Here is a 20880-nt window from a genome sequence, read left to right on the forward strand (position 1 = left end):
GATCCGCCGTATCGCGCGCGCTGAGCTGAAGGGCCGGGCCAGTCGGACGACGAAACGACGACTGACACAGCCGTGGGACAGTGCGACAACGTGGGGGCACGCATGGAGTGGGGAACGGTTGTCAGTGTTATCGCTGGCGGGTTAGTAGGCCTCAGCGGCGACACCATCGGCAGAATCGGCGCCCGGCACCAAGCTCAGCGGGCCCGACAGGAAGCCCTGGAGGATGCCGAAACGGCACGACGGCACGCTATTGAGGACGAAGGCAGGAAGACCCGGGAAGACCGCGAGCGCCGCGCGGTGGAGAACATTCTGCGCGCCTACCTGGAACACCCGATCATGCTGGTCGATCAAGCGCACGACGACACCGTGCAGAGCGCCACCAAAATATATGCTGTCTTGGGATTCGAGCAGTCGTTCCTGCTGGACGACGAACTACGCCACCGCGTCGCGGAGATCAGCCATCTCATCGACATCGCCGTAGCCGGCGCTGTGCCGGGATACTCCCTGCCAGAAATCGCGTTCTTGTCGAGAAGCGAAACACGGATGCTGATGGGCGCCTGGTCCCGCGGCAGCGCGCTGCCGGACTCCATCGAAGGCTGGAGCGAGGTACGGCAACTGCGCCCACAGATCGAGGCCCAGTGGCAAGCGAATCTCCGCGACAGAGGCCTGTCGATCAGCATCCCGCCACTCTCCACCTACTGAGGCCGGCCAGGCAGCGCGAGACATGACGCGTCAAGCGGCCCCCGACCGGCGTCCGGTCGGGGGCCGCTGACGTGCTGTGGCCGTGAAAGGCGGTCGCCTACGCGGCGAAAGGCTCCATGAGGCTTCAGCCGAACGATCTTCTTCATGGGCTATAGGTGAGACCCGGCAACACTGTCGCCTCCACGTCCTCGCCCTCTACAACACGGCCACCACCTAGCGCATTCCCGGCGGCTGACCACTGCTCAGGACTCCCCCGACGATGCCTCATCCGAGCGGACGGCTTAGCATGCAGGACCTGCAGGGTCCTCTCGCAGGCCCTCGCGATGTGCTCCCGGAAGGGAGCGACTTTCGGGTTCGTCACCGCATCCCGAGATCGCGGATGCGCTCAAGGCGGTCAGTTCGCCTCCACCCGCACCGTCCACGGCCCTACCACTGGGCAGATAACGCCTCCGCTGGGGCGGCACTGGTTCGGCGCGCTGATACTGGCCGTACCGGTCTCGTCAACGTGGAAGCGCGCAGTGACGTCGCCTCGGGGGGACGCTGCGCCTGCCGTCCGCTGGATCACGGCTGAGTCGCTCACCGGCATCCCCCAGGAGTAGGTGAGCCCGTTCTCCCGGTAGCCGGTGAGCCTGACCTCGATGTCGTCACCGGTCTGCACCGACACGGTCCTGCCGTTGTCGGCATTCGTCAGGGTCACACGCCCGGCCATCGCAGAAGCCGGTTGACTGTGGGCCGCCGCTGGCACGGCCCCGGAAGCCAGGAGGGATACCAGGGCCAGCCCAACTCCCAAAGGGGCGGCGCCCCGCGCCCGGGCCGCCGCGTCTTCCTTCGCCGTCATCGTCGAGATCTTCATGCGCGGACAACATCTAATCCTCGCCGATGGTCACGCCCGATCACCGCTTCGGATCAGTGCGCCGCGCAGGCCACACGCTCCTGCGCGGGTTGCGAACGTCCGTAGGACTGCGGTGTGAGGTCTTCGGCACCATGACGCTGCTGACGCACGCGATCGACGCCGAGGGCGATGGGTCCCTGCAGAGCGGCCAACCTCCGCTGCTCGGGTTAGGGTTCTCGGCCGTAGCCCGGTCCCGACCGCGCTCTGGACGGGACCGCCGCGGCCGGCGCCCGAACAACACCTGCCGCCGGAGCTGCGGGAAGAGAACGTCCAGCTTCAGCAGGCGGTCCACTCCCACCCGTCCCCGGCGAGGTTGCCGGTGCGGGCCCAGTCGATGAGCAGCATTGGGGGCAGTGCCGTCCGTCCTCGGGCGGGGCCGGCTGGTTATCTCCCTCGCGGCCGGTGATCGGCTGCCGCATAGAGGTTACGGGAGGATGGTCTTGACGGTTCCGTGGGAGATAGTGATCTCGACTGCGGGCGGTGTTGCCGCCACGGTCGTGGGTGTCTTCGCAGGTGGCGTCGTCGGGCGCCGAGGCCAGAACGAGCAGTGGGTAAGGGACAACCGGACGGCCACCTACGCGACGTTCCTGCGGGAGTTCGTCGCAGTCGAGATCGAACTCCATACGGCGTTTCTCGCGGACCGGCCTCACCGGCTCGACTGGGCACCGTGGAACGCGGCGCTGGTCGCGCTCAGCCTCGTTGCCACCCGTGAGGTGGCGGCAGCGGCTGCGGAGTTGACCAGCGCTGTCGGCCGTTTCGCGGAATTGGTGGCCCGTTCCCCGAAGACACGAGAAGAACTGCGCAAGGCGCAGGAGGCTCTTGCCGCAGGCCAGTTGCGCTTCGTGAACGCGGCCCGCGTCTCGTTGGACGGCTCCCAAGCGCCGCTTGACTGGCAACTTGGAGGACCACCTGCCTGGGTGGAGACCGAACCGTACGCTCCCGACGCGGATGTAACCGCTTGATCCCACGGGCCCCCGGGTAGCTCAGCACAAGCATGGCTGGCGACCGTCACGTTGACGCTCAGGCACACGGGCGGGGTGGGCTGTGAAAGCTTGCTGTGCAGCCCCAAGCGTTCGGTGGACCACCGGCGACACTCGCCGTGCCTCGCGTGCTGCTGGTGACAAGGAGCGCGCCAATCTGGTCACAGACTGTGCTTTGCGCAACCGGAGCCGCAGGTCGAGCTGGACGGATGGCGACCGGAGCTGGCTGATGTGCTGAGGATGGAGGGGATCGGGATGTGGAGCAGCGAGGACCAGGCACGCGACACCGTGCGGCGTCAGGGCCGGGGTCTGACCGCGAGGCAGGTGGGCGAGAAGGTGGCGGAGGCCGTGGTGCGAGTGCGGGAAACCCGCCAGCAGGCCGCCACGCCTGCGGGCAGTTGGGGTGAGCTGGGGGGTGATCCGGCGGAGCTGGGACGGGTATGGGAGGCGCGGCTGGTGGAGTGGCGGCGGGTCGCCGCGCTGCTGGAGTCGGAAGGGCACGCGACGTATGAGCCGGCTCAGGATCAGCGGGGGACCCGGTGGGCCGGGGAGCGTGAGCAGCGCCTGCGGGAGGCTCTGAGCCGTCATGAGGGATGGCTGGCCCAGCAGCGGGATGGGCAGGATGAGCTGCGGGCGGAGTTGTGGCTGGCCGCCGATGTCAGCCGGCGCCTGCGGGCCATGGCCGCCCGTGCCGGCGCCAGCCCGGAGCAGGTCCTGGCGCAGCTCGCCGAGCACGCCCGCATGAACGAAGACGGCATGGTGACGGTCGAATCGTTCCTGCCCCGGTGAACCCGATGCTGCGGGTAAAGCAGGTGGGTGGGGTGCCGGGTGGCCGTTGGCGCCAGCGGAACGGCCACCCGGTTCTGCCGAAGCTGACCACAGCGGCAGAGAGCCGACCTCACCAATGTGGAGGCGAGATGCGACGTGACGACTCATCGTCGCGCCGCTCTGTGTCGACGGGTCGGCGACTCGCCGTAAAGGCGCCGTCCGCGCGGTGATTCACTCGTGCGCCAGAGCTGGAGGGGGCACTGCGTGTCGTTGGCGGTAGTGGTTCGTTGAGCGGGTCAGGGGGCCCGAAGTTCCTGGGAATCCGCTTCGGGTCCTCCCCCACACACGTGCTTGGGCGGGCACGTTTTGTGCCCTCACCGGTCAGGCTTCCAAAGCCTGTTCGAGGGCGGAGTAGCAGGGGATGACGGTGTCGACACCGACGATCTGGATGACGCGAAGCACCCCTTCGGCGGCGCCGGCGACCCGGATCCAGCCGTCGGATCCCTGCAACGCCCGGTAGGTGGAGACCAGGACGTTGATGCCGGTTGAGTCCATGAACGTCACCTGGGTGAAGTCCACCACGATCCGCTTCGGTGCCGGTCCTTGAATGGCGGCGAGGCCTTGCGCGAAATGGCCGACGCTGTCGTGGTCGATCGCGCCGGTCAGCGCGAGGACGGTGACCTGGCCTATTAGGCGGCTGGCGGTGGTCAGCCGTTTCGGCGCGCTGGGCCTGCTCGTCACTCACGTGTCCCTCATTGCTGTGTCGGCGTTCGAACACTGCACTCTACGGAATATGCCCCGATAGCGGTTGTGCGTTGAATCAGCGAGGCTGTTGTCGCGTACCGTACGGGGGTTGTGGTACCCCGCCCACAACTGCACGGGACGGGTACTGACGGGGGAACGACGCAAAGGGACCGGGCTATGGGCAACGCCGCGCAGGAAGGTGCCGAAGCACAACAGGACGACTTGGAGCCGGTAGAGACGACGGTGGCCCTGCCCGACGAGGGACAGAGCATCGCCGACGCGCGGCACCTGGCGGCCGCGTTCCTTGACCGAGTACGTGCCGATCGTCTGCTGGACATCTCCCAGCGCACCGTCGAGCTCACGCAGCTTGTGGTCAGTGAACTCGTCACCAACGCCCGCAAATACGCGCCCGGCCCCATCCTGCTGCGCCTGCGCATCCTGGCCGCGATGCTGGAGATCTCCGTGTGGGATAGCGCCCCCGACTTCCCCGTCGCCAAAACCGCGGACCCCGGCCGGATGGGACAGCACGGCCTGGAAATCGTGATGGCCATCGCCCACAAAGTCGACGTCCAGCGCGAGCCGGTCGGCAAACGCGTCACCGCCCACCTCGCCCTGGACAGCGGTTCTGACAGCCCCCCTGCGGGGAGCGCCGCCTGAGGCTGGCTGACTGTCAGGCCCCAGTGGCGCAGGCAGTGGTGATCGCTATGTCAGTGCGGGCGTGCACCACCAGATTCCTGCCCCCCTCTGCCGCCCGCGCACGCAGGAGACGACGGGTTGACGCACAGGCGGCGGCCACCGACAGCAGAACGCCCGTCGGCCTGCACATCCGGTGAGCCCGCACGACGGCGTCGACCGCCGCCGGATTCGTACCCGCTCCGACAACGATCACTGCGGGCATCGGCGCGTGAACCTCAACCGGGTCGGCGATCAGCGCCGCCAGCATGTCCGCAGCCTCAGCCCTCAGACCGTCCTGGGGAGCAAGGACCAGGACACCGTTCTCCACCGAATGCGACACCATGACGGTCAGGCCTCCACGAACCGGGAATCGTCTGCCCGTACGAATACCCGCACCCCCGCACGGCAGGCCCGCCCATATCGGTAGCGGGGCCGTTCCCCCGGCACATGTGGCCGAACTGGGGGAACCTGAGCCGGTCAGTCCCCGGGGTTGGCCACCTGGCCGGCCTCCCCCTTGGGTGCCCCAACACCCCGGCAAGCAACATCACGGACCTGTAAAAGAATCACTGTAAAAGAATCTTGTTCTCTGACCGCGGGAACGTCGCTGGCCTCTCCAGCACACCCCTGTCCCCGCCTGTCGTGCTCTTGATCTCTCCTTCGTTGCTGCTCCGTGGCATACCGCCCATCCTGGGAAGCAGATGAGAAAAGGGAGCTGTTTTGGCAGGGGCAGCCAAGGGTGCAGCGGAGGAAGCAGCGTCCGTCCACGCCAACGGATCAAGGCCCGCCCCTCCCGCGGCCGCGGGAGACGCGCAGGCGTAGCGCGTCGAGCAGCTCCGGGAAGAAAATGCGCAGCTGCAGCACGCCGTCCACGCGCATGCGGTCGTCGACCAGGCCATCGGAGTCCTGCTGGCCGCGGGGAAACTGACCCCCGACGCGGGCTGGGACGTGCTGCGGAGCATCTCCCAGAACCACCAACACCAAGCTCCGCCACGTCGCGGAACTGCTCATCACCTGGGCACGCACAGGTGAGCTCTGTACGCTCCTGCACACCGAGTTGCACCGCCAGCTCGCCCTCCACTCCCGCCCCGGCTGACGGCTGACCTAGCGGCAGGGAGCCCGGTCGCGATTCTGGCGGGTGAGGAGGACGATGCGAGGAGGGGCGGTCTGTGCCCGACCACCCGGCCGCCCTCCACGCTCAGCGTGCCTGCCGGTGGTAGACGACGTTGGGCGACATCGCGCAACGCCCTCGCGCGAGAGGGCCCGGTCCGTGTTCGCATGGTTCGGGCCCTCACCCATGGCACCACCTCTGCAAGCGGGGATGGCCAGCGAAAACGCGCGGTACGGCACCGGCCCTGCGCGCCCACAGCTACTCGCCCCGATCACCTCATGGCGCTGCACCGGCCGCCGGTGGCGGTTGCGGCACGTCGTGGCAGCACGCTCTACCGTCTCCGTGGCGAGCAGCTCTCGCGGAACAGCAGCCGTCCCGCCGTCCCGCCGCTATCCTCGGTCGACCCCTGGGCCGTGACGGTCACGCCGGAGATCGGCCACCGCCAGGACGAGTTCGGAGGTGCGCTGCTCCCCCAGGCCGATGCGCCGGCCCAGGGCAGCGGCAGTACCGCGGGCCGCTTCCGGCTGGTCGCAGAACCAGGCCAGGTCTTCACAGTCCAGCAGCGGCGCCCAGCCCGTGGCCGTCATCGCTTCCACATGGTGATGGTCACCGTGGTCCCCTGCCCTGGAACGGTCTCCAGGGTGAAGTCGTCAACCAGCCGCTTGGAGCCGGACAGCCCCAGGCCCATGCCGGCCCCGGAGGTCCAGCCGTCGGTCAGCGCCAAGTCCACGTCGGGGATGCCGGGCCCAGTGTCCTGAAAAGCCAGACGTACCCCGCGGCGACCGCGTTCGTCCACCAGGGCCGCGGTCATGGTGCCGCCTCCGCCGTGGATGAGGGTGTTGCGGGCCAGCTCACTCGCCGCAGTGACCAGTTTCGTCTGCTCGACCAGGGACAGACGGCACTCCAAGGTCAGGGCACGAACCAGCTGGCGTGCCTCCACGACCCCGGCGTTGGATGTGATCTTCAGCGTCTTCGCACCACTGGAGGCGCTGTTCACCGGCCTGCCGCAGCGTCGGGTGCGACGCCACCATCACCCGCAGCCCGCTCGGCACGGGTCTGCTGCAGCACGCGCAGTCCCTTGTCCAGGTCCAGTGCCGTCCGCACGCCGCCGAGCGAGAGGCCGAGTTCGACCAGGGTGATGGCCACCGCCGGGCGCATGCCTACCACCACGGTGTCGGCGTCGAGGAGACGCGAGATGGAGGCGATGGTCGACAGCATGCGGCCTACGAAGGAGTCCACGATGTCGACCGCACTGATGTCGATGACCACCCCGTCGGCGCCCGACTCGACGACCTTCGCGGCCAGGTCGTCCTGCAGCAGCAGTACCGACTGGTCGTCGAGGTCAGTCTGGATGGAGACCAGCAGGACCTGTCCGATCTGCAGGACTGGCACGCGCTCGGTCACCGGGCACCGGCCTGCGGCGCGGAGGAGGCAACGGTGACACCAGAGCGGCGCAGGGCGTGCCGCAGGGCGTCGGCGAGGGTGGCCTTGGTGACGATGTCGCCGAAGTTGATGCCCAGCGCCACGATGGTCTGCGCGATCTGCGGGCGGATGCCGGAGATGGTGCATTCCGCGCCCATTAGGCGGGCCGCGACCACGGTCCTCAGCAGGTGCTGGGCGACTTCGGTGTCCACCGCAGGGACACCGGTGATGTCGATGATGGCCTGCTCGGATCCCGTGTCGATGAGCGCCTGGAGCATCTTCTCCATGACGACCATGGTCCGTGCCGAGTCCAGGGTGCCGACCAGCGGAACACCGATCACCCCGTCCCACAACTTCACCACGGGCGTGGACAGCTCCAGCAGCTGCTCGGCCTGCGCCGAGATCAGCTCTTCCCGGGTACGCGTGTAGACCTCGATCGTGAACAGACCCAGAGTGTCCAGCAGGGTGGCGAACCTCAGGTACGCCTGCAGGTCGCCGTTCTTACCCGACAGGGCCGGCTCCAAGGCCTCCTTGAGCGCGAACACGCTTACCGCGGTCTCGGTGGGAGTGAACCCCTGATGGGCGCGGTTGCGAGACAGCTCGGTCAGCAGCGCCCGCACCTCACCGAACGCCTCTCCGCGGCCGTCGAGACTGCCGGCGCCGAGCGCGGCCACCAGCGCGGTGTAGATCTCCTGCAGCTCCCGCTGCACCTCGGCACGGCTCACCCGCCCGCCCAGCGAACCGGTGACCCTGTCCGCCCATTCAGCGCCGAGATCCTCACCCCGAACCGTCAGCAGACCTACCAGACGATCAGCAACTCCCGGACCAGCCACAGAACACCCCTATTCCAGGAGGCCACACGGCCTCCACGGAACTTTATGCCATTCGGGTGACCGCATCCGCGCCGGAGGAGGAGCCCGCGAAGGATCAGGGGTGCGGCTGCTCGACGTCGTCCTGGGCATCCTTGTTCGGCGTCAGGGCGTCTGCCGCTTCGCGGTCATGGTCGCGCTTTTCGACGTGTCGAGTTTCGGCATCCGTGACCTCACGAAGTACCTCTCCCGCAGCGGTCTTGGGGTGCTGCTCGCCGTCGGGGAGCTCTTTCTGGGTCTTCATGCTTTTCTCCGTATTTTGCTTGGAGGAAACGGTTCGGCAGCGGGGATCCGCGGCCTTGTTCAGCTGGGCGGGTAGGGGTTGTCGGCGAGCTGGCGTGCCAGGTGGAGGGTGTTGACGGCCAGGGTGCGTGGTGGAGGTCACCGAGTCGGGGGTGGTCGGCAGGTCCTGGTAGTCGGTGCCCTGCTGGGCTTCGCCGACCCAGTAGGTGACCGCGCCGGGTGCGAGGGAGAAGCCGACGTCGTTGAGTGCCTGGAACAGGTCTGCGCTCACCTTGTGGGCGCCGTCCTCGTTTCCGACCACGGCCACGGCAGCCACCTTGTTGTAGGTCAGGAGTCGGCCGTCGTCGTCGCTCTCGGACAGTTCCGCATCCAGGCGCTCCAGCACTCGCTGACAGATGCTGGAGGCGTGCCCGAGCCAGATCGGCGTAGCGATGAGGAGGATGTCCGCCTCCATCACCTTGCGGCGTAGTTCGGGCCACTGGTCCCCGCCGCCCATGTCCACCTCGACACCCGGCCGGACGTCGAAGTCCGCGACCCGCACCAGCTCGCCCTCCACCCCCAGGTCGCGGAACTTCGCCATGACCTGCTCGGCGAGCAGCTGGCTGCTCGATGGAGTCGGTGAGGCGTTGAGAGTGCAGACAAGGGACAGGGCACGCACGAGATGAACTCCTCAGGGACGGGGGCGTCGGCACGGCGGTGGTACCGGCCTGGCATGTGAGTGCCCGAAGGACCGGAAGTTAAGGGCCTTCCGGTCCGGGACTTCTGGGCGTACGGGGGTGAGCAGGGGCTGTCAGCGTCCGACTGCTTTTCGCAGCTGTTCCTTGTTCATCGAGGAGCGGCCCTCGACGTTCTTCTTTTTGGCCTCTTCGTACAGCTGGTCGCGAGTGGGCCCTTGGGCGCCGCTGTGGGAGCGCTCGCCGCCTCGCTGGGAGGCGGATTTCTTGTCGCGGGTGGAGGTCTTGCTCGCGGTCTTCGCCTCCCCGGACCGGGCGCGCTCCTTGTTCACCGTCCGCGCCGCGATCTCCTTGGCGCGTCCCGTGGGCGTGCCCCGCTTTTCGGCGCCTTCCTTGATGTGCTCGTACTGCCGCTCACGCTTGGGACTCGAACCTGCCGGCATGAGATTGCTCCAATCGTCTCGAGGGGCCGCGGGCGAACCGAAGTGATCCGCTCCCGGCACTTCGCGTTCCCGTCGCAGGCGTCGTCACGCGGGAGGCGAATGCACCTTCCACTGCACACGAGGGCAGCCGCTGTCGCGACACCAGAACACCCATCGGAACGACGACGTTCCATGAGGGTTGTGGGCGCAGTACGGGCAGTTGTCAGTGCAGGATGCTCACCGCGCGGGCGATCACGAGGAGCGAGGTGAGGAGAGCGGAGATGCTCTCGATGCTCATCATGATCTTCGCGCGGGAGGAGAGGGGCATCGTGTCGGTGGGGCTGAAGGCGGTCGAGTTCGTGACGGACACGTAGAGGTAGTCGACCAGCGTGGGAACCCAGTCGGAGGATCCGCTGGCGCCGTCGGCGACCTCCTCGATGGCGTCATCGTTCTCGTCCTGGGAGAAACGGAAGTCCGCCAGCGGGAGTTCGGAACGCAGTGCCTGGGTGCGGCAGACGGGGCCGCCGCGGTCCAGCTCCCAGAACGCCAGACCGAACACGATGATGTTCGTCAGCCACACCTGCAGAGCGGCCACCAGCAGACCACGGCCGTCCTTCACCTGTGCGTGGACCAACTCGTTGATCAGCATGCCGAGGGCCACCAGGTTGCTGACGGCGATGATCGCGACGAGCGTCAGCGACAGGATGCGGAACATCCTGGTCTGGCGGGTCAGCCGTCGGGGGTTGATCGCGATGAGCGGGATTAGCAGCACGATCTCCAGCGACGGCAGGACGTAGCGGGGCGCGATGAGCAGTTGCTGCGGCAATGCCAGGTAGAGGGTGATCGCTGTGAGGGTTGCGATCACTCCCGGCAGCCGGGCCTCCCCACGCCGTTCATGCCGTGGATGGCGGGCCCGAGACCGCGCGCGGCTCTGCGACATGCTCTGGTCCTCTCGCCGCCTGTTGCGGGCTCGGCTGGCTGGGCTGCGGGGCGTTCCGCCGGTGACTGACGGTGCCTCATGATCCCCGGTAAGTGGATGGCGACACGAAACCGGACAGCTAGCGGAAAGATCACGACGGCTTCGCCACCTGGGGGCGAAGCCGTCGTGCTGGGAACCGGTGAGTGGGGTCAGGCGTGGCGGCGGTTGCCGGTGAAGACCCGGTACAGGGCCAGCAGGATGAGCGAGCCGATAATGGCGGCGATCCAGGTGGAGAGGTCGAAGAAGCCGTCGATGGAGTCGACGCCGAAGATGACCTTGCCGAGCCAGCCGCCGAGGAGACCTCCCGCGATACCGATGAGCATCGTGATGATGATGCCGCCCGGGTCCTTGCCCGGCATGAGCGCCTTGGCGATGATGCCCGCAAGCAGACCAATGAGTATCCAGGCGATGACGCCCATGACGTGTGTCTCCTACCAGGTCGGATAAAGGCTCTGTCAGGACAACCTGATGTTCCGTCTCCCCGCGCCTAAACCCCTTGCTGGCGTCTCTGGTCTGCCGTGAGGAAGAGAGCAGCGCAGCCGCTTCACGCCTTGGGGCCAAAGACTGTCAGAGGGCTGCTGAATAGGGGCCTTTTCGGGGTACTGAGTCTGTCCCGGGTCGGCAGGAGGCCCCTGGGACGGGCGAGGTGGAGGTTGTCGTGGACGGGATCGTGCTGCTCAAGGAAGACCACAAGACGGTGGAGAAGCTGTTCAAGCAGTTCGAGAAGGCCGGGGAGAACGCTCACGCCGAGAAGCGGAAGATCGTGGACAAGGTGATCGAAGAGCTCACCACCCACACCTTCATCGAGGAGAAGATCTTTTACCCCGCCTCCAGGGAAGCCGACCCCGACACCAAGGACCACGTCCTTGAGAGCGTCGAGGAACACCACGTGGTGCTGTGGATGCTCTCCGAGCTCAAGGACCTCGACGCGGCCGACGAACGGTTCGACGCGAAGATGACCGTCCTCATCGAGAACGTCCGCCACCATGTCGAGGAAGAGGAAAAGGAGTGGTTCCCGGAGGTCCGCAAGGCCATGGGCCGCAATCGCCTCTCGGAAGTCGGCGATCAGATGGAAGCGGCCAAGAAGAACGCCCCGAGCGACCCGCTCGCCATCCCCAGTGCCAAGGCGTAGAGCGCGCGACGCGGGATCATCTGGCTGCCGGTTGCGGGAGTCGCCAGTGCTGGGGGTGTGGTTTCCCCGCTCGGTAAGCTGACTGTGCAGCGGACCGGCAGTCGCGCGTTTCGGCCGTTCAGAGTGTCGAGTGCGAATGGGGGGCGGGAAACCGTGCCCGTTCTCAGCAGGCGCCGGGCTGGCGCGGCGGGTCCGCTGGACGGTATGGCGGGTGGTCCCCCGGCCGCCGACGACCGAGGGGCCATGTCCGCACTTCTTACAGCGTCGTGCGGCGCAGATGCGTCACACGTGATGCACCGCAGAGACGCTGGCCTCACGAAGGGCTTGCAGTCAGGCACGTTTCTGGTGACCCGAGGGACACGGCTCTGGGCTACCCGGAGCTCCGCTCGGATCACTGACCCGGGCCGGAGGGTGTAATGGTGCTGGAATCGACCCAGAATGCCGGCAACCGCGCTGCCAGCAACGGACCTTAAGCGCAAGGCCGGTCCTACCAAGCGCCTCACCCCCAGCGCAGCGCTCTGCTATCAAGCATTTGCGCTGCTGCCAGGTGCTGCGCTGGGGGCGGGCACCCCACCAGGCGTCCCCGCCCCGCCAAGGGCGTGGTCGGGCAGGACGGACAGCAGATGCGGCCATCACGAGGGGTGCTCCCGAAGCAGGTGGCGCAAGACCGGACTGTTCTCCACGGTGTGTCGGCAATAGTCCGCCCACGGGCCGGCGCTTTCGCTGTCCGGCACGCGCTGGTGCACGTGAACGCCGCTGCTCAAAACATCGGCGAGGAGTTCGGCGAGGGTCAGAAGATTTTCACGCTCACTACCGGATTGCGGCAGTGGGCGGCCGCCGTAGAAGAACTCCCGTGCCCCCTGCCGTCCCAGCATGAGGATATGGACCTCGCGCAGCGACCGCAGCACCGTGTCGTTCGCTGACGCTGCGGCAACGACGTTGCTTACCCGGGCCTGCTCGACGGCTACGTGGGTCTGCTGCGCAGCGGACTTCGTCTGACGCGCGAGATAGAGCGTCGACCACGCGTTGACCCCAAAAGCCAATGCCGCAACGAACGCACCCACAGCCTCCGCCGACATACCGCCCCCCCATATCGAACGCCTGCGGCATCCTATGCGGGGGCCCTGCGACCCGGGCAGCTTCTGAACAGCCCTGTCTGATATCAGACGTGCGACGGTCGTCTGGATCCCTGGGGCCGGCCTGCCCCTCGACATGCTGACGGCGGCCGTCTCCCAGCACCGGGAGACGGCCGCCCAGCCCTGTCGGAGCTGACCACAGCGACAGAGCGTCTCCTGCGCCGAGTCCATGACGGCAGGCGACGTGACCGCTCCATCATCGTGGGGATGCACCAGACGTTTGCGGCAACGCGCCGGGAAAACGGGGACAGGTCCCCGCTCGCTGTACCCCTGGGGGCTGCCGTTACGCCAAGGCCTCTTCGCGTACGCGTGCGCAGCTGTGTTTGATCAGGCGGCAGACCTGCATCTGGGAGATCCCGAAGCGTTCGGCGATGCTGCTTTGCGTCATGTCTTCGAAGAAGCGCAGGTAGAGGATGGCTCGTTCACGTTCGGGGAGCCGCCGCAGCCCCTGTTTGGCGGCTTCGCGGTCGACGGTGGTATCGAAGGCCCGATCTGTGGCGCCGAGGGTGTCGCGGAGGCTGTATCCGTCGCCGGCCCGGTCGAGTTCCATGTCCAGGGACATGGCGGCGTAGCTGTCCAGCGCCGCGAGCCCCGCGGTGACGTCTTCGAGCGTCAGGCCGGTGTGGGCGGCGATGTCGGTGGGGGTGGGCTCGTGGCTGCCGGGGCGCTCGTAAAGTTCGTGCCGGGCGGTGCGGACCTTGGTGCGCAGTTCCTGGATGCGGCGTGGGACGTGGACGGCCCAGGTGCGGTCCCGGAAGTGACGTTTCAGCTCCCCCGTGATCGTGGGGATGGCGTAGCTCTCGAAAGCGCCCTGGGTGGGGTCGAAGCGGTCGATGGCTTTGACCAGGCCTAGCGCGGCGACCTGGCGCAGGTCGTCGATGTCTTCGCCGCGGTCACGGAAGCGGCTGGCGACCCGGTGTGCCATCGGCAGCCAGACCTGCACCAGCTCCGCACGGACTGTTTGCCGCTCCCGGCCCGGTTCCAGGCCCACAAGATGGGTGAACAGCGCGTCGGAGGCCGCGGGGCGCTCGTGCTCGTGCATCTTGGCGGCTGGTGGTGGGGCGCAGGGGATGGTCGTCGCAGAGTCCATGCGTATCGCTCCTGGGTGCTGTGGTCAGCCCGTGCCGGCCCAAGGGCAGGACCGGCCGGGGAAGGATCCCGGGATCGCTGCGCGGAGCATCGCCTGGCCGCCGGGTCTGAGGCGGCCGTCAGCAGGACGAATCCCGCGGAGCGCGCGCCTACGGTCCGAAGCACGAACACCGTGTGTCCCGCGTCTTCGACGGCAAACGCGACGCGTTCCGCGCCGTGCCGTGTGAACACGACACGATCTTCGCCCGGGATGCCCGCGCCCGCATTTCTGCACGGCCTCGCACAGGAGATGCCGGCGCATGATCCAGCTGTGGGCGCAAGCTGTGGTTGGGTGCAGCAGCGGTGATGTCCGGGACCAGTCGGTTAGGGGGACGTCGAGCGGCTCTGTCCGGGCTGGCGGCGCCCGCCGTGGCGCAGGGGGTGTCCAACGGGGTGGGCAGCAACTCGTGGACTGGGCCCGGGCGCACAAGGAATGGATCGGGCATGAGTCCCGCGATGACGTCGAGCAGGGCCGCCGCGTCGCGCACGGAGCGGGCCAGCGGCCCCTGCACGGCCAGCCCGGTGACCTCCGCTCCGGCCCGGAAGTCGAGGACCGTGCCGAGTACTCCTCGTTTCCCTACGGTCACACGGCGGCCGCCGTCGCTTGCTTGCACCGCCGCTGTTGCTCCCGACTGGCCCTCGAGCGCGTTCAGTCGGGAGCTCACTACCCCAGCGACGTCGCGGCCGGCGCTCTGATCGGTCTGGGCAGTGCATGGCCCGCCCGCCGGGCGCCGCGCCTGTTATCCCCTTTGTTGAAGGCGGCCCTGCTGGCTTCGTGAACCGCCCCGAAGGGGGTACACGCGCTTCACCCAAGGAGGGCGCCCATGCAACGGCCCTTCGAACAGAGACCCCCTGCCGGAGGTGATCGCGTGTCGAGTACACAGCCGAACGACCCGCTCTCAGGCCCGCGTTCGAGTACGGATGACCTGAGGCATGAACCGGTAGGTGCGCTGGTCCAGCAGGCCTCGCAGCAACTGACAGAGCTGGTGCGCGGTGAAATGCGGCTGGCGCAGGCGGAGATGAAGGAAAAGGGCAGGCGCTACGGCAAGAGCGGTGGCCTGTTCGGCGGCGCGTCGGTGACTGGCTTCCTCATGCTGCAGGCACTGGTCGCCACTGTGATTGCCGCCCTCGCTGTCCCCCTGCCCGTCTGGGCCGCGGCCCTCATCGTCACCGCCGCCCTCGGCGTCATCGCCGCAGTGTTGGCTCTCGCCGGCAAGAAGCAGATCAGCAAGGCCTCCCCTCCCGTCCCGGAAACCACGATCGACAACGTCAAGGCCGACGTGGCCGAAATCAAGAGGAGCGCACACCGATGACCCATTCCCCCAGCGAGCAGAGTGCCCCCGTCCCCTCTCCGGCCGAGCTGCGCGAACAGATCGAGCACACCCGCCACGAACTCGGCGTCCAGGACCTCGCGCACGAGAGCGACGGCAAGACCGGCGCCCGGCAAAAGGGCGCAGCGTTGAAGGACCAGGCTCTGCGCAAGGCCGCCGAGCTGAAGGCTCAGGCCGCCAAGGGTCAGGACAAGCTGCCCGACTCGGTCAAGTACAGGACCGCCCAGGCAGCCGGGTACGCCCGGTCCACGGGTGTCAAAGCCCGGGAGATGTGGGAGCAGAGGGCCCCCGCTTCCGTGAAGCAGAAGACGGCTCTCTACGCACAGCGGGCCAAAAACAATCGGGCGGTGCTCATCACCGCTTCAGGGGCCGCGGTGCTGTGGGTGGCCGCCCACAGTAGGAGGAGCTGATCACGCGAGCGTGCGCGTCGCGTGCGCCGAGCTGCCTTGGACCCCCCCGCCGTTCGCCGGCAGGGCGTCCAAGGCCGCGGCGCACCACCGTCAGGGACGGCGGTTGTCCTCATCGGTCTCGAAGTCGGTCTCGATGCGCTCCTTGCGCACCGTGCCGGTGACGGTCTCTTCCTCCGTCACCTCTTCGGTGCTCAGGCGCACTCGCTCCACGGGTTCGGTCCGGGTCTCCACGACGGGCCGCTCCGCATGCAGGGTCACTTCGTGTTCTGCCTCGGTGATCTCGGGGCCGGTCAGGGCATCGTCCAGGTCGGCGCTGGTGACCGGTTCACGCACCACGCGTACCTCTTCGCGGCGCACCGGTATGGTCTGCTGCTGCTCCTCGGTGACCACGTATTTGCGCAGCCGGGCGCGGCCGACTTCCTGGCGTTCCACGCCGACGTGCATCTCTTCTTCCGAGCGCGTCATCGACTCATCGCCTGAACGCGTCACCGCCTCGTCTCCGAGACGGTTCATCGTCTCGTCGCCGGTGCGGCCGGAAGTTCTGCCCGCGGTCGTGCCGCCGACGGCTGCGGCCTCGGCTTCGGTGTTGCCGGGGAGGTCCTCGCCCGGGCTGGCCCAGCCGGCCTGATCGGGGTCGTTGGCCTGCTGCCAGGCCTCGTCCCAGGCGATGCCGTAGTGCTCGTACAGGCGGTGCTCTTCGTCCTCCGAGAGGTGGCCGCCGCTGTCGACGTCGACGTTGGGGGCGTCCTTGATGCGGTCCTTGGAGACGGTGACCTCGAGGTGGTCCTCGACCATGTGGGCGCCCCGCATGGGGACGAACGACTCGTTGGTGCCGAACAGGCCCGTTTTGACGGTGACCCACTCGGGCTGGCCGCTCGCGTCGTCGAAGAAGACATGCTTCGCGTCGCCGACCTTGCTGCCGTCCGCGTCGTAGACCGGGTGGTCCAGCACGGTCGGGATCTGCGCTCGGGTGATCATCTTTACCCTCCTGCTGCTCCTGGAGTGCGGTCGCATACGGGTTCACGGTCCCGAGTAACCAGACAAATGGGATGTAACCGGCCTCCTCTTGCTGTGACGGTCGGGGAAAGCTGTCGCCGCGTGGTTCCGTGCTTCCCTCGCACGGCGCACTCCTGTTGATCTTCACCCGAATGGGGGTAGAGGGTGTGGCATGACGGAAGCGGTTCAGGCGGGTCTGTGGGGGCTGGTGGCCGGCTCGGCACTGCTGGTCGGGGCGGTGCTCGGGTACGGGTTGCGGGTGCCGCAGAAGGTGATCGCCAGCATCATGGCCTTCGGCGCCGGCGTCCTCATCTCGGCCGTGTCCTTCGAGCTGGTCGGCGAAGCCTACGACCAAGCCGGTCTCGCTCCTGCCGTGGTCGGCACCCTGCTGGGGGCATTCGCCTACACCGGCGGGAACATCTGGCTCGCCCGCCGCGGCGCCCGGCACCGCAAACGCTCCGGCGCAGCCCAGACCGAGTCCCAGCCCTCGGAAGGCGAGCAGGGCGGCTCAGGCACGGCGCTGGCGTTGGGGGCGCTGCTCGACGGGTTGCCGGAGTCCGCGGTCATCGGTGTCAGTTTGCTCAATGGGGGCGCCGTCAGCCTGGTGACGGTTGCCGCGGTGTTCATCAGCAACGTCCCTGAAGGGCTGTCCAGTTCGGCGGGCATGAAGAAGGCGGGCCGCACCAAGGGCTACGTGTTCGGTGTATGGGCTGCGATCGCCGCGGCCAGCACCGCCTCGGCCGTCCTTGGCTACACCGTGATCGGCTCCTTCTCCCCCGCCGTGATCGCCACCGTCACCGCCGTGGCGGCAGGCGCGATCCTCTCCATGATCGCCGACACGATGATCCCCGAAGCGTTCGACGACGCCCACCTGGCCATCGGACTGATCATCGTTAGCGGCTTCCTCGTCTCCTTCGCGCTCTCCCACACCTGACCCACAGCAGGCCCAGGCGGGAGGGTGTGCCCGCTTCGCCGGAGCGGCGGCCGTTACCTCCCCGCCACCATCGCCGCGGCGATGGCGGTGTCAGTGTGGGCGTGGACGACGAGTTCGGCGCCGCAGTCAGGGGCGCGAGTGCAGGATGCGGCGGACAGGAGCGCTCGGAGTGACGACCGGCAGCAGCACGTCGAGGTCGTGGCGCATCTGGTGGGCGTGCCTCAGCGCGCTGACGACGGCCGGGCTCGCTCGCGCCGGAAGCACCACGACGGCGGGGGCCGGCGCGTACACGTGGACGAAGTCACAGCTGAGGTCGGCCAGCTCTCCCGGCTCAGTGGAATCCTGAACCGTCAAGACCAGCACCCCGCTCTCGGAGGCCGCGAGTCAGCAAGTAAGGCCCCCTCACGGCAACCGCCGACAGGACTGCTGTGCGGATACCCGGCCTCCCGAGCGCAATGCCGGGCGCACTGGCACCTAGGGGAACCGTCACTCAGTTCAGCCAACAGCACCAGGGCAGCACGATTTGCACCTCTTGTACCACATTTACAGTATTAGTACGATCATCGTATAGAAAGTGAAAGGGTGGACGTCGATGATTCCTCTGCTGCTCGTGCTTCTCCTGGTGCTGGTTCTGTTCGGGGCCGGCTTCGCCCTCAAGATTCTGTGGTGGATCGCGATCGCCGTCCTGGTGGTGTGGCTGATCGGTTTCATCGCCCGGCCCAAGAACGGCAACGGCCGCTGGTACCGCTGGTAACCGGGCCTTGCCGGCCTTCTCTCGGAAGACCGACTTCCAGTCGATAAGGGGGAGCTGCTCCGCGCACCAGCTTCGAGATGCGGTCAACTGGTGATTGGCGCGCTCATCGGCTCCATCAGTGCATGCTGCACCGAATCAGGGGTAGACGGGCGAGGTCGGTCTATTCAGCCGGCACCGACGGGGGTCGGACAACTGGGAGGGGCTCGCCGTGACGGCGACCACGACAACGATGACGGCAGCGACGGCGCAGGCGATTCAGCCACTGCCGGAGATAGCAGACCCCTCTGCCGTCTCACCGAAGAACGCCCGCGAGCTCACGCGGCTCTTCCTGGACCAGCTGGCCGTTCTCGAAGAGGGGACCCGCGAGTACCAGTACGCGCGCAACACGCTCATTGAAATGAACGTGTCCCTGGTCAAGTTCGCCGCGTCCCGGTTCCGCAACCGCGGCTCCGGTGAGATGGAAGACGTCGTCCAGGTCGGCACGATCGGCCTCATCAAGGCCATCGACCGCTTCGACCTGAGTCGCGAAGTCGAGTTCACCTCCTTCGCCGTCCCCTACATCGTTGGCGAGATTAAGCGCTTCTTCCGCGACACCAGCTGGGCTGTGCACGTCCCCCGGCGCCTGCAGGAAGCCCGCGTCGAACTCGCCAAAGCGAACGAGGAACTGCGGACCAGGCTCGGGCGCACCCCCACCGTCTCAGAGCTCGCTCAGCTGATGAACCTGAGCGAGGAGCAGGTCACCGAAGCGCGCATCGCCTCCAACGGCTACGTCTCCTCATCCCTCGACGCGGCCATCAGCACCAGTGACGACGGGGAGACTGCGTTCGCCGATTTCATCGGCACCGAGGACCACGCCCTGGAACTCGTCGAGGACTTCCAGGCCCTCGCCCCGATGATCGCCGAACTCGGCGAACGCGAGCGCTGCATCCTGCACATGCGGTTCGTCGACGAACTCACCCAAGCCCAGATCGGCGAACGCCTCGGCATCTCCCAGATGCACATCTCCCGCCTGATTAAGCGCACCCTGGACCGCCTTCGCGAGGGCATGCTCACCACCGAGTGAACGCTCGGGCCCGGAGGTCAGCCGGCGCAGACGACGTCCTGCTCCTGGCGGGCGTGGCGGACCATCGTCTCGATGTCGAGCGGGTCCGGCCCGCTCGCCTGTTGGTCCGGCCGGTCCCTGGGTATCGGATGCGACCTACCCGCCTGCGCACTCTCGCTCATGGAATCCTCCCCTGTCGGTATACAGCCCGTATGCCCCGACGAGGAGCAAACAGACGGGCCCTACAGTTGAGTTGGTCCTCTGAGCGGGCGGCAGAGATCTCCCTACGCCGCCTGCCGGAAGAGAGCGTTGCGGTTCCGGCGCAGAGCCGCATCGAGCGCCCCGCAGACAGGCTCGGGTATGGGGCGGCCCTGCGTCCAGCCGACGATCGTCTCAGCGACCAGGCGCAGCTTGATGTTGGTGTGCTGCGAGACGTCCAACAGAATCAACCAGCCCTCGTTGGCGGACAGTCTCTGCAAGGCGATGAGCACGCCGACGGCCTGGTCTATGACCACGTGAGAGGCATACGCCTGCAAAAGCTGCGCGTTCTCCACCCTCAGACGCGCCAGCTTCACCGCCCGCTCACCACCGGCGTCGGCGGCGTTTACGTGCTCGTCGGAATCTGACATGAGGCGTCCTCTTGACGACCAGAGGGAAAAGACTCCCTGAGGACCGGATGCCCCTGTTTTACGAGGTGAGGCCGCTGATTTTGCGCCACGCCCTCCGCGCTGCAAGGGTTCGCGCCCTAGGCCTGCTGCATCAGCAGGGGCGGGCCGGACGCAAGAAGACCGGCTCCCCCGCTCATTGACAGTGCCCGAGGACTGCCCCGTGTGCGTCGCCGGCAGGGAAGAGTCTCCCTGAACAGGGGACGGCCCGCCGCTTCCGGCCGTCTCACTCCGTCCGCGGTGCCTGCCGACTCCCATCACGGCAGACACCGGCGGGCGGTCCTACACCGACGTCGTAGCCGTCTCAGTTGTCGCCGGCGGCCACATCTGTTGCGCAAGGCAGCCACCCGGGCCGGGGACTCGGGACAGCGGGTGGCCTATACGACTGCGGGATCGCGGCAGCCGTCTGAAGCGACAGTAGCCTGCCGGACACCGCACCGTGCCGGAACGGGGATGGCCTGACGGCAATCGGCCTCCAGGCCAGAAGTCGAGTTTTGTCAGCAGAAGTTCGGTTACTCAGGGCAGTGCGGCCGAGGGGGCCGCAGGGAGAAACCCTGGACATGTGGGGTTCAGGGCGTTCCCGCCGGGCGGCTACGGCGGGAACACAACGGCTGGCCCGCCCCGCTCGGGGCGGGCCAGACCGTTCAGCATCACGCCAGCGCCTGCAGCCGGGTCCCGTGCGGGAAGGCGGCCCGGGTGGTTTTGAACCGGACCGTCTTGCCCCACCGCTCCTGCTGCGGCCCGAAGCAGTACGTACACAGAGGCAGGCCGCCGGGCCCGTACTTGTGCGTCTTGCGCCCACACCCCGAACACGGCCCCACATGGCTTCCGGCACACGCCATGACACTGGGATCCGCATCGGCGACCGGTGGCA

The 20880-nt window shown here is 67.5% G+C and carries 28 protein-coding genes and 1 pseudogene; 12 read left to right on the forward strand and 17 right to left on the reverse strand.

Annotated features, from left to right (window positions below):
* Nucleotides 1-102: 102 nt before the first annotated feature.
* Nucleotides 103-702: a hypothetical protein gene (locus B0675_RS26240; protein WP_081222102.1), complete on the forward strand. Its 600-nt coding sequence runs from the start codon at nucleotides 103-105 to the stop codon at nucleotides 700-702.
* 394 nt (nucleotides 703-1096) lie between these two features.
* Here the strand turns inward: B0675_RS26240 and B0675_RS26245 are convergent, their stop codons facing one another.
* A complete protein-coding gene (locus B0675_RS26245) occupies nucleotides 1097-1555 on the reverse strand; it encodes a hypothetical protein (RefSeq protein WP_081222103.1) in 459 nt (152 codons plus the stop codon).
* Nucleotides 1556-2028: 473 nt separating this feature from the next.
* Between B0675_RS26245 and B0675_RS26250 the strand changes: the two genes are divergently transcribed.
* Both B0675_RS26250 and B0675_RS26255 read left to right on the forward strand, forming a co-directional pair.
* Nucleotides 2029-2556 carry a hypothetical protein gene (locus B0675_RS26250; protein ID WP_143661109.1) on the forward strand — a complete coding sequence of 176 codons (528 nt, stop codon included), beginning with the start codon at nucleotides 2029-2031 and terminating at the stop codon, nucleotides 2554-2556.
* A 273-nt stretch (nucleotides 2557-2829) separates the two neighbouring features.
* Complete coding sequence (locus B0675_RS26255) at nucleotides 2830-3363, forward strand: hypothetical protein (RefSeq protein WP_081223886.1); 534 nt, start codon at nucleotides 2830-2832, stop codon at nucleotides 3361-3363.
* A gap of 360 nt (nucleotides 3364-3723) precedes the next feature.
* Here B0675_RS26255 and B0675_RS26260 read toward each other — a convergent pair whose 3' ends face one another.
* Entirely contained in the window at nucleotides 3724-4083 is a 360-nt protein-coding gene (locus B0675_RS26260) for an STAS domain-containing protein (protein WP_081222105.1), read from the reverse strand.
* Nucleotides 4084-4263: 180 nt separating this feature from the next.
* Here B0675_RS26260 and B0675_RS26265 point away from each other — a divergent pair, with 180 nt between their 5' ends.
* The gene (locus B0675_RS26265) at nucleotides 4264-4743 is read left to right on the forward strand and encodes an ATP-binding protein (protein WP_081222106.1); all 480 of its coding nucleotides are present in this window, start codon (nucleotides 4264-4266) and stop codon (nucleotides 4741-4743) included.
* A 13-nt stretch (nucleotides 4744-4756) separates the two neighbouring features.
* Here B0675_RS26265 and B0675_RS26270 read toward each other — a convergent pair whose 3' ends face one another.
* On the reverse strand, nucleotides 4757-5104 hold the full coding sequence (locus B0675_RS26270; protein WP_081222107.1) for a hypothetical protein: 348 nt from the start codon (nucleotides 5102-5104) through the stop codon (nucleotides 4757-4759).
* Between the two features lie 563 nt (nucleotides 5105-5667).
* Between B0675_RS26270 and B0675_RS42130 the strand changes: the two genes are divergently transcribed.
* Nucleotides 5668-5790: a hypothetical protein gene (locus B0675_RS42130; protein WP_241540090.1), complete on the forward strand. Its 123-nt coding sequence runs from the start codon at nucleotides 5668-5670 to the stop codon at nucleotides 5788-5790.
* Between the two features lie 468 nt (nucleotides 5791-6258).
* Here B0675_RS42130 and B0675_RS26280 read toward each other — a convergent pair whose 3' ends face one another.
* The 4 genes from B0675_RS26280 to B0675_RS26295 are packed head-to-tail and all read right to left on the reverse strand — an operon-like array spanning nucleotide 6259 to nucleotide 8124.
* The gene (locus B0675_RS26280; protein ID WP_143661110.1) at nucleotides 6259-6465 is read right to left on the reverse strand and encodes an anti-sigma regulatory factor; all 207 of its coding nucleotides are present in this window, start codon (nucleotides 6463-6465) and stop codon (nucleotides 6259-6261) included.
* Nucleotides 6453-6866: an anti-sigma regulatory factor gene (locus B0675_RS26285; RefSeq protein WP_081222109.1), complete on the reverse strand. Its 414-nt coding sequence runs from the start codon at nucleotides 6864-6866 to the stop codon at nucleotides 6453-6455. Before B0675_RS26285 ends, B0675_RS26280 begins: the two co-directional genes overlap by 13 nt.
* The gene (locus B0675_RS26290; RefSeq protein WP_081222110.1) at nucleotides 6863-7273 is read right to left on the reverse strand and encodes an STAS domain-containing protein; all 411 of its coding nucleotides are present in this window, start codon (nucleotides 7271-7273) and stop codon (nucleotides 6863-6865) included. Before B0675_RS26290 ends, B0675_RS26285 begins: the two co-directional genes overlap by 4 nt.
* Nucleotides 7270-8124, reverse strand: a complete 855-nt coding sequence (locus B0675_RS26295) for an STAS domain-containing protein (protein ID WP_081222111.1) — start codon at nucleotides 8122-8124, stop codon at nucleotides 7270-7272. The genes B0675_RS26290 and B0675_RS26295 overlap by 4 nt, the downstream gene beginning before the upstream one ends.
* Before the next feature lie 100 nt (nucleotides 8125-8224).
* Between B0675_RS26295 and B0675_RS42135 the strand changes: the two genes are divergently transcribed.
* On the forward strand, nucleotides 8225-8479 hold the full coding sequence (locus B0675_RS42135) for a hypothetical protein (protein WP_081222112.1): 255 nt from the start codon (nucleotides 8225-8227) through the stop codon (nucleotides 8477-8479).
* Here B0675_RS42135 and B0675_RS26305 read toward each other — a convergent pair.
* The 4 genes and pseudogenes from B0675_RS26305 to B0675_RS26320 all read right to left on the reverse strand — a co-directional run bounded on the left by B0675_RS26305 (nucleotide 8464) and on the right by B0675_RS26320 (nucleotide 10897).
* Nucleotides 8464-9061, reverse strand: a pseudogene (locus B0675_RS26305) (NAD(P)H-dependent oxidoreductase). The gene B0675_RS42135 and the pseudogene B0675_RS26305 sit on opposite strands and share 16 nt — an antisense overlap.
* 132 nt (nucleotides 9062-9193) lie before the next feature.
* On the reverse strand, nucleotides 9194-9520 hold the full coding sequence (locus tag B0675_RS26310; RefSeq protein ID WP_081222113.1) for a plasmid stabilization protein: 327 nt from the start codon (nucleotides 9518-9520) through the stop codon (nucleotides 9194-9196).
* 202 nt (nucleotides 9521-9722) lie between these two features.
* On the reverse strand, nucleotides 9723-10364 hold the full coding sequence (locus B0675_RS26315; protein WP_206602740.1) for a hypothetical protein: 642 nt from the start codon (nucleotides 10362-10364) through the stop codon (nucleotides 9723-9725).
* Between the two features lie 263 nt (nucleotides 10365-10627).
* On the reverse strand, nucleotides 10628-10897 hold the full coding sequence (locus B0675_RS26320; RefSeq protein WP_081222115.1) for a GlsB/YeaQ/YmgE family stress response membrane protein: 270 nt from the start codon (nucleotides 10895-10897) through the stop codon (nucleotides 10628-10630).
* Between the two features lie 239 nt (nucleotides 10898-11136).
* Here B0675_RS26320 and B0675_RS26325 point away from each other — a divergent pair, with 239 nt between their 5' ends.
* The gene (locus B0675_RS26325; protein WP_081223887.1) at nucleotides 11137-11610 is read left to right on the forward strand and encodes a hemerythrin domain-containing protein; all 474 of its coding nucleotides are present in this window, start codon (nucleotides 11137-11139) and stop codon (nucleotides 11608-11610) included.
* Nucleotides 11611-12242: 632 nt separating this feature from the next.
* On the opposite strand, the gene B0675_RS26330 is transcribed toward B0675_RS26325, so the two are convergent.
* Together B0675_RS26330 and B0675_RS26335 are read right to left on the reverse strand one after the other, a co-directional pair.
* Nucleotides 12243-12689, reverse strand: a complete 447-nt coding sequence (locus tag B0675_RS26330; protein ID WP_081222116.1) for a hypothetical protein — start codon at nucleotides 12687-12689, stop codon at nucleotides 12243-12245.
* A gap of 340 nt (nucleotides 12690-13029) precedes the next feature.
* Entirely contained in the window at nucleotides 13030-13788 is a 759-nt protein-coding gene (locus B0675_RS26335) for a SigB/SigF/SigG family RNA polymerase sigma factor (protein WP_241540091.1), read from the reverse strand.
* Nucleotides 13789-14743: 955 nt separating this feature from the next.
* On the opposite strand from B0675_RS26335, the gene B0675_RS42145 reads away from it, so the two are divergent.
* Nucleotides 14744-15187 (forward strand): phage holin family protein, encoded by a 444-nt coding sequence (locus B0675_RS42145; protein WP_277625256.1) that lies wholly within the window; start codon nucleotides 14744-14746, stop codon nucleotides 15185-15187.
* Nucleotides 15184-15615 (forward strand): hypothetical protein, encoded by a 432-nt coding sequence (locus B0675_RS26350; protein ID WP_081222120.1) that lies wholly within the window; start codon nucleotides 15184-15186, stop codon nucleotides 15613-15615. The genes B0675_RS42145 and B0675_RS26350 overlap by 4 nt, the downstream gene beginning before the upstream one ends.
* A 90-nt stretch (nucleotides 15616-15705) precedes the next feature.
* On the opposite strand, the gene B0675_RS26355 is transcribed toward B0675_RS26350, so the two are convergent.
* A complete protein-coding gene (locus B0675_RS26355) occupies nucleotides 15706-16593 on the reverse strand; it encodes a PRC and DUF2382 domain-containing protein (RefSeq protein ID WP_081222121.1) in 888 nt (295 codons plus the stop codon).
* Nucleotides 16594-16783: 190 nt separating this feature from the next.
* Between B0675_RS26355 and B0675_RS26360 the strand changes: the two genes are divergently transcribed.
* A complete protein-coding gene (locus tag B0675_RS26360) occupies nucleotides 16784-17545 on the forward strand; it encodes a ZIP family zinc transporter (RefSeq protein ID WP_081222122.1) in 762 nt (253 codons plus the stop codon).
* 126 nt (nucleotides 17546-17671) lie between these two features.
* Here B0675_RS26360 and B0675_RS26365 read toward each other — a convergent pair whose 3' ends face one another.
* Complete coding sequence (locus B0675_RS26365; protein WP_143661111.1) at nucleotides 17672-17899, reverse strand: hypothetical protein; 228 nt, start codon at nucleotides 17897-17899, stop codon at nucleotides 17672-17674.
* A 238-nt stretch (nucleotides 17900-18137) separates the two neighbouring features.
* Between B0675_RS26365 and B0675_RS26370 the strand changes: the two genes are divergently transcribed.
* Together B0675_RS26370 and B0675_RS26375 are read left to right on the forward strand one after the other, a co-directional pair.
* Nucleotides 18138-18299, forward strand: a complete 162-nt coding sequence (locus B0675_RS26370) for a hydrophobic protein (protein ID WP_081222124.1) — start codon at nucleotides 18138-18140, stop codon at nucleotides 18297-18299.
* A gap of 229 nt (nucleotides 18300-18528) precedes the next feature.
* Nucleotides 18529-19362 carry an RNA polymerase sigma factor SigF gene (locus tag B0675_RS26375; RefSeq protein ID WP_081222125.1) on the forward strand — a complete coding sequence of 278 codons (834 nt, stop codon included), beginning with the start codon at nucleotides 18529-18531 and terminating at the stop codon, nucleotides 19360-19362.
* A gap of 17 nt (nucleotides 19363-19379) precedes the next feature.
* On the opposite strand, the gene B0675_RS41495 is transcribed toward B0675_RS26375, so the two are convergent.
* Together B0675_RS41495 and B0675_RS26380 are read right to left on the reverse strand one after the other, a co-directional pair.
* On the reverse strand, nucleotides 19380-19523 hold the full coding sequence (locus B0675_RS41495; RefSeq protein ID WP_179165435.1) for a hypothetical protein: 144 nt from the start codon (nucleotides 19521-19523) through the stop codon (nucleotides 19380-19382).
* A 102-nt stretch (nucleotides 19524-19625) separates the two neighbouring features.
* On the reverse strand, nucleotides 19626-19970 hold the full coding sequence (locus B0675_RS26380; protein WP_081222126.1) for an ANTAR domain-containing protein: 345 nt from the start codon (nucleotides 19968-19970) through the stop codon (nucleotides 19626-19628).
* Between the last annotated feature and the right edge of the window lie 910 nt (nucleotides 19971-20880).

The organism is Streptomyces sp. M41(2017) (assembly GCF_002078175.1).
Lineage (GTDB): Bacteria > Actinomycetota > Actinomycetes > Streptomycetales > Streptomycetaceae > Streptomyces.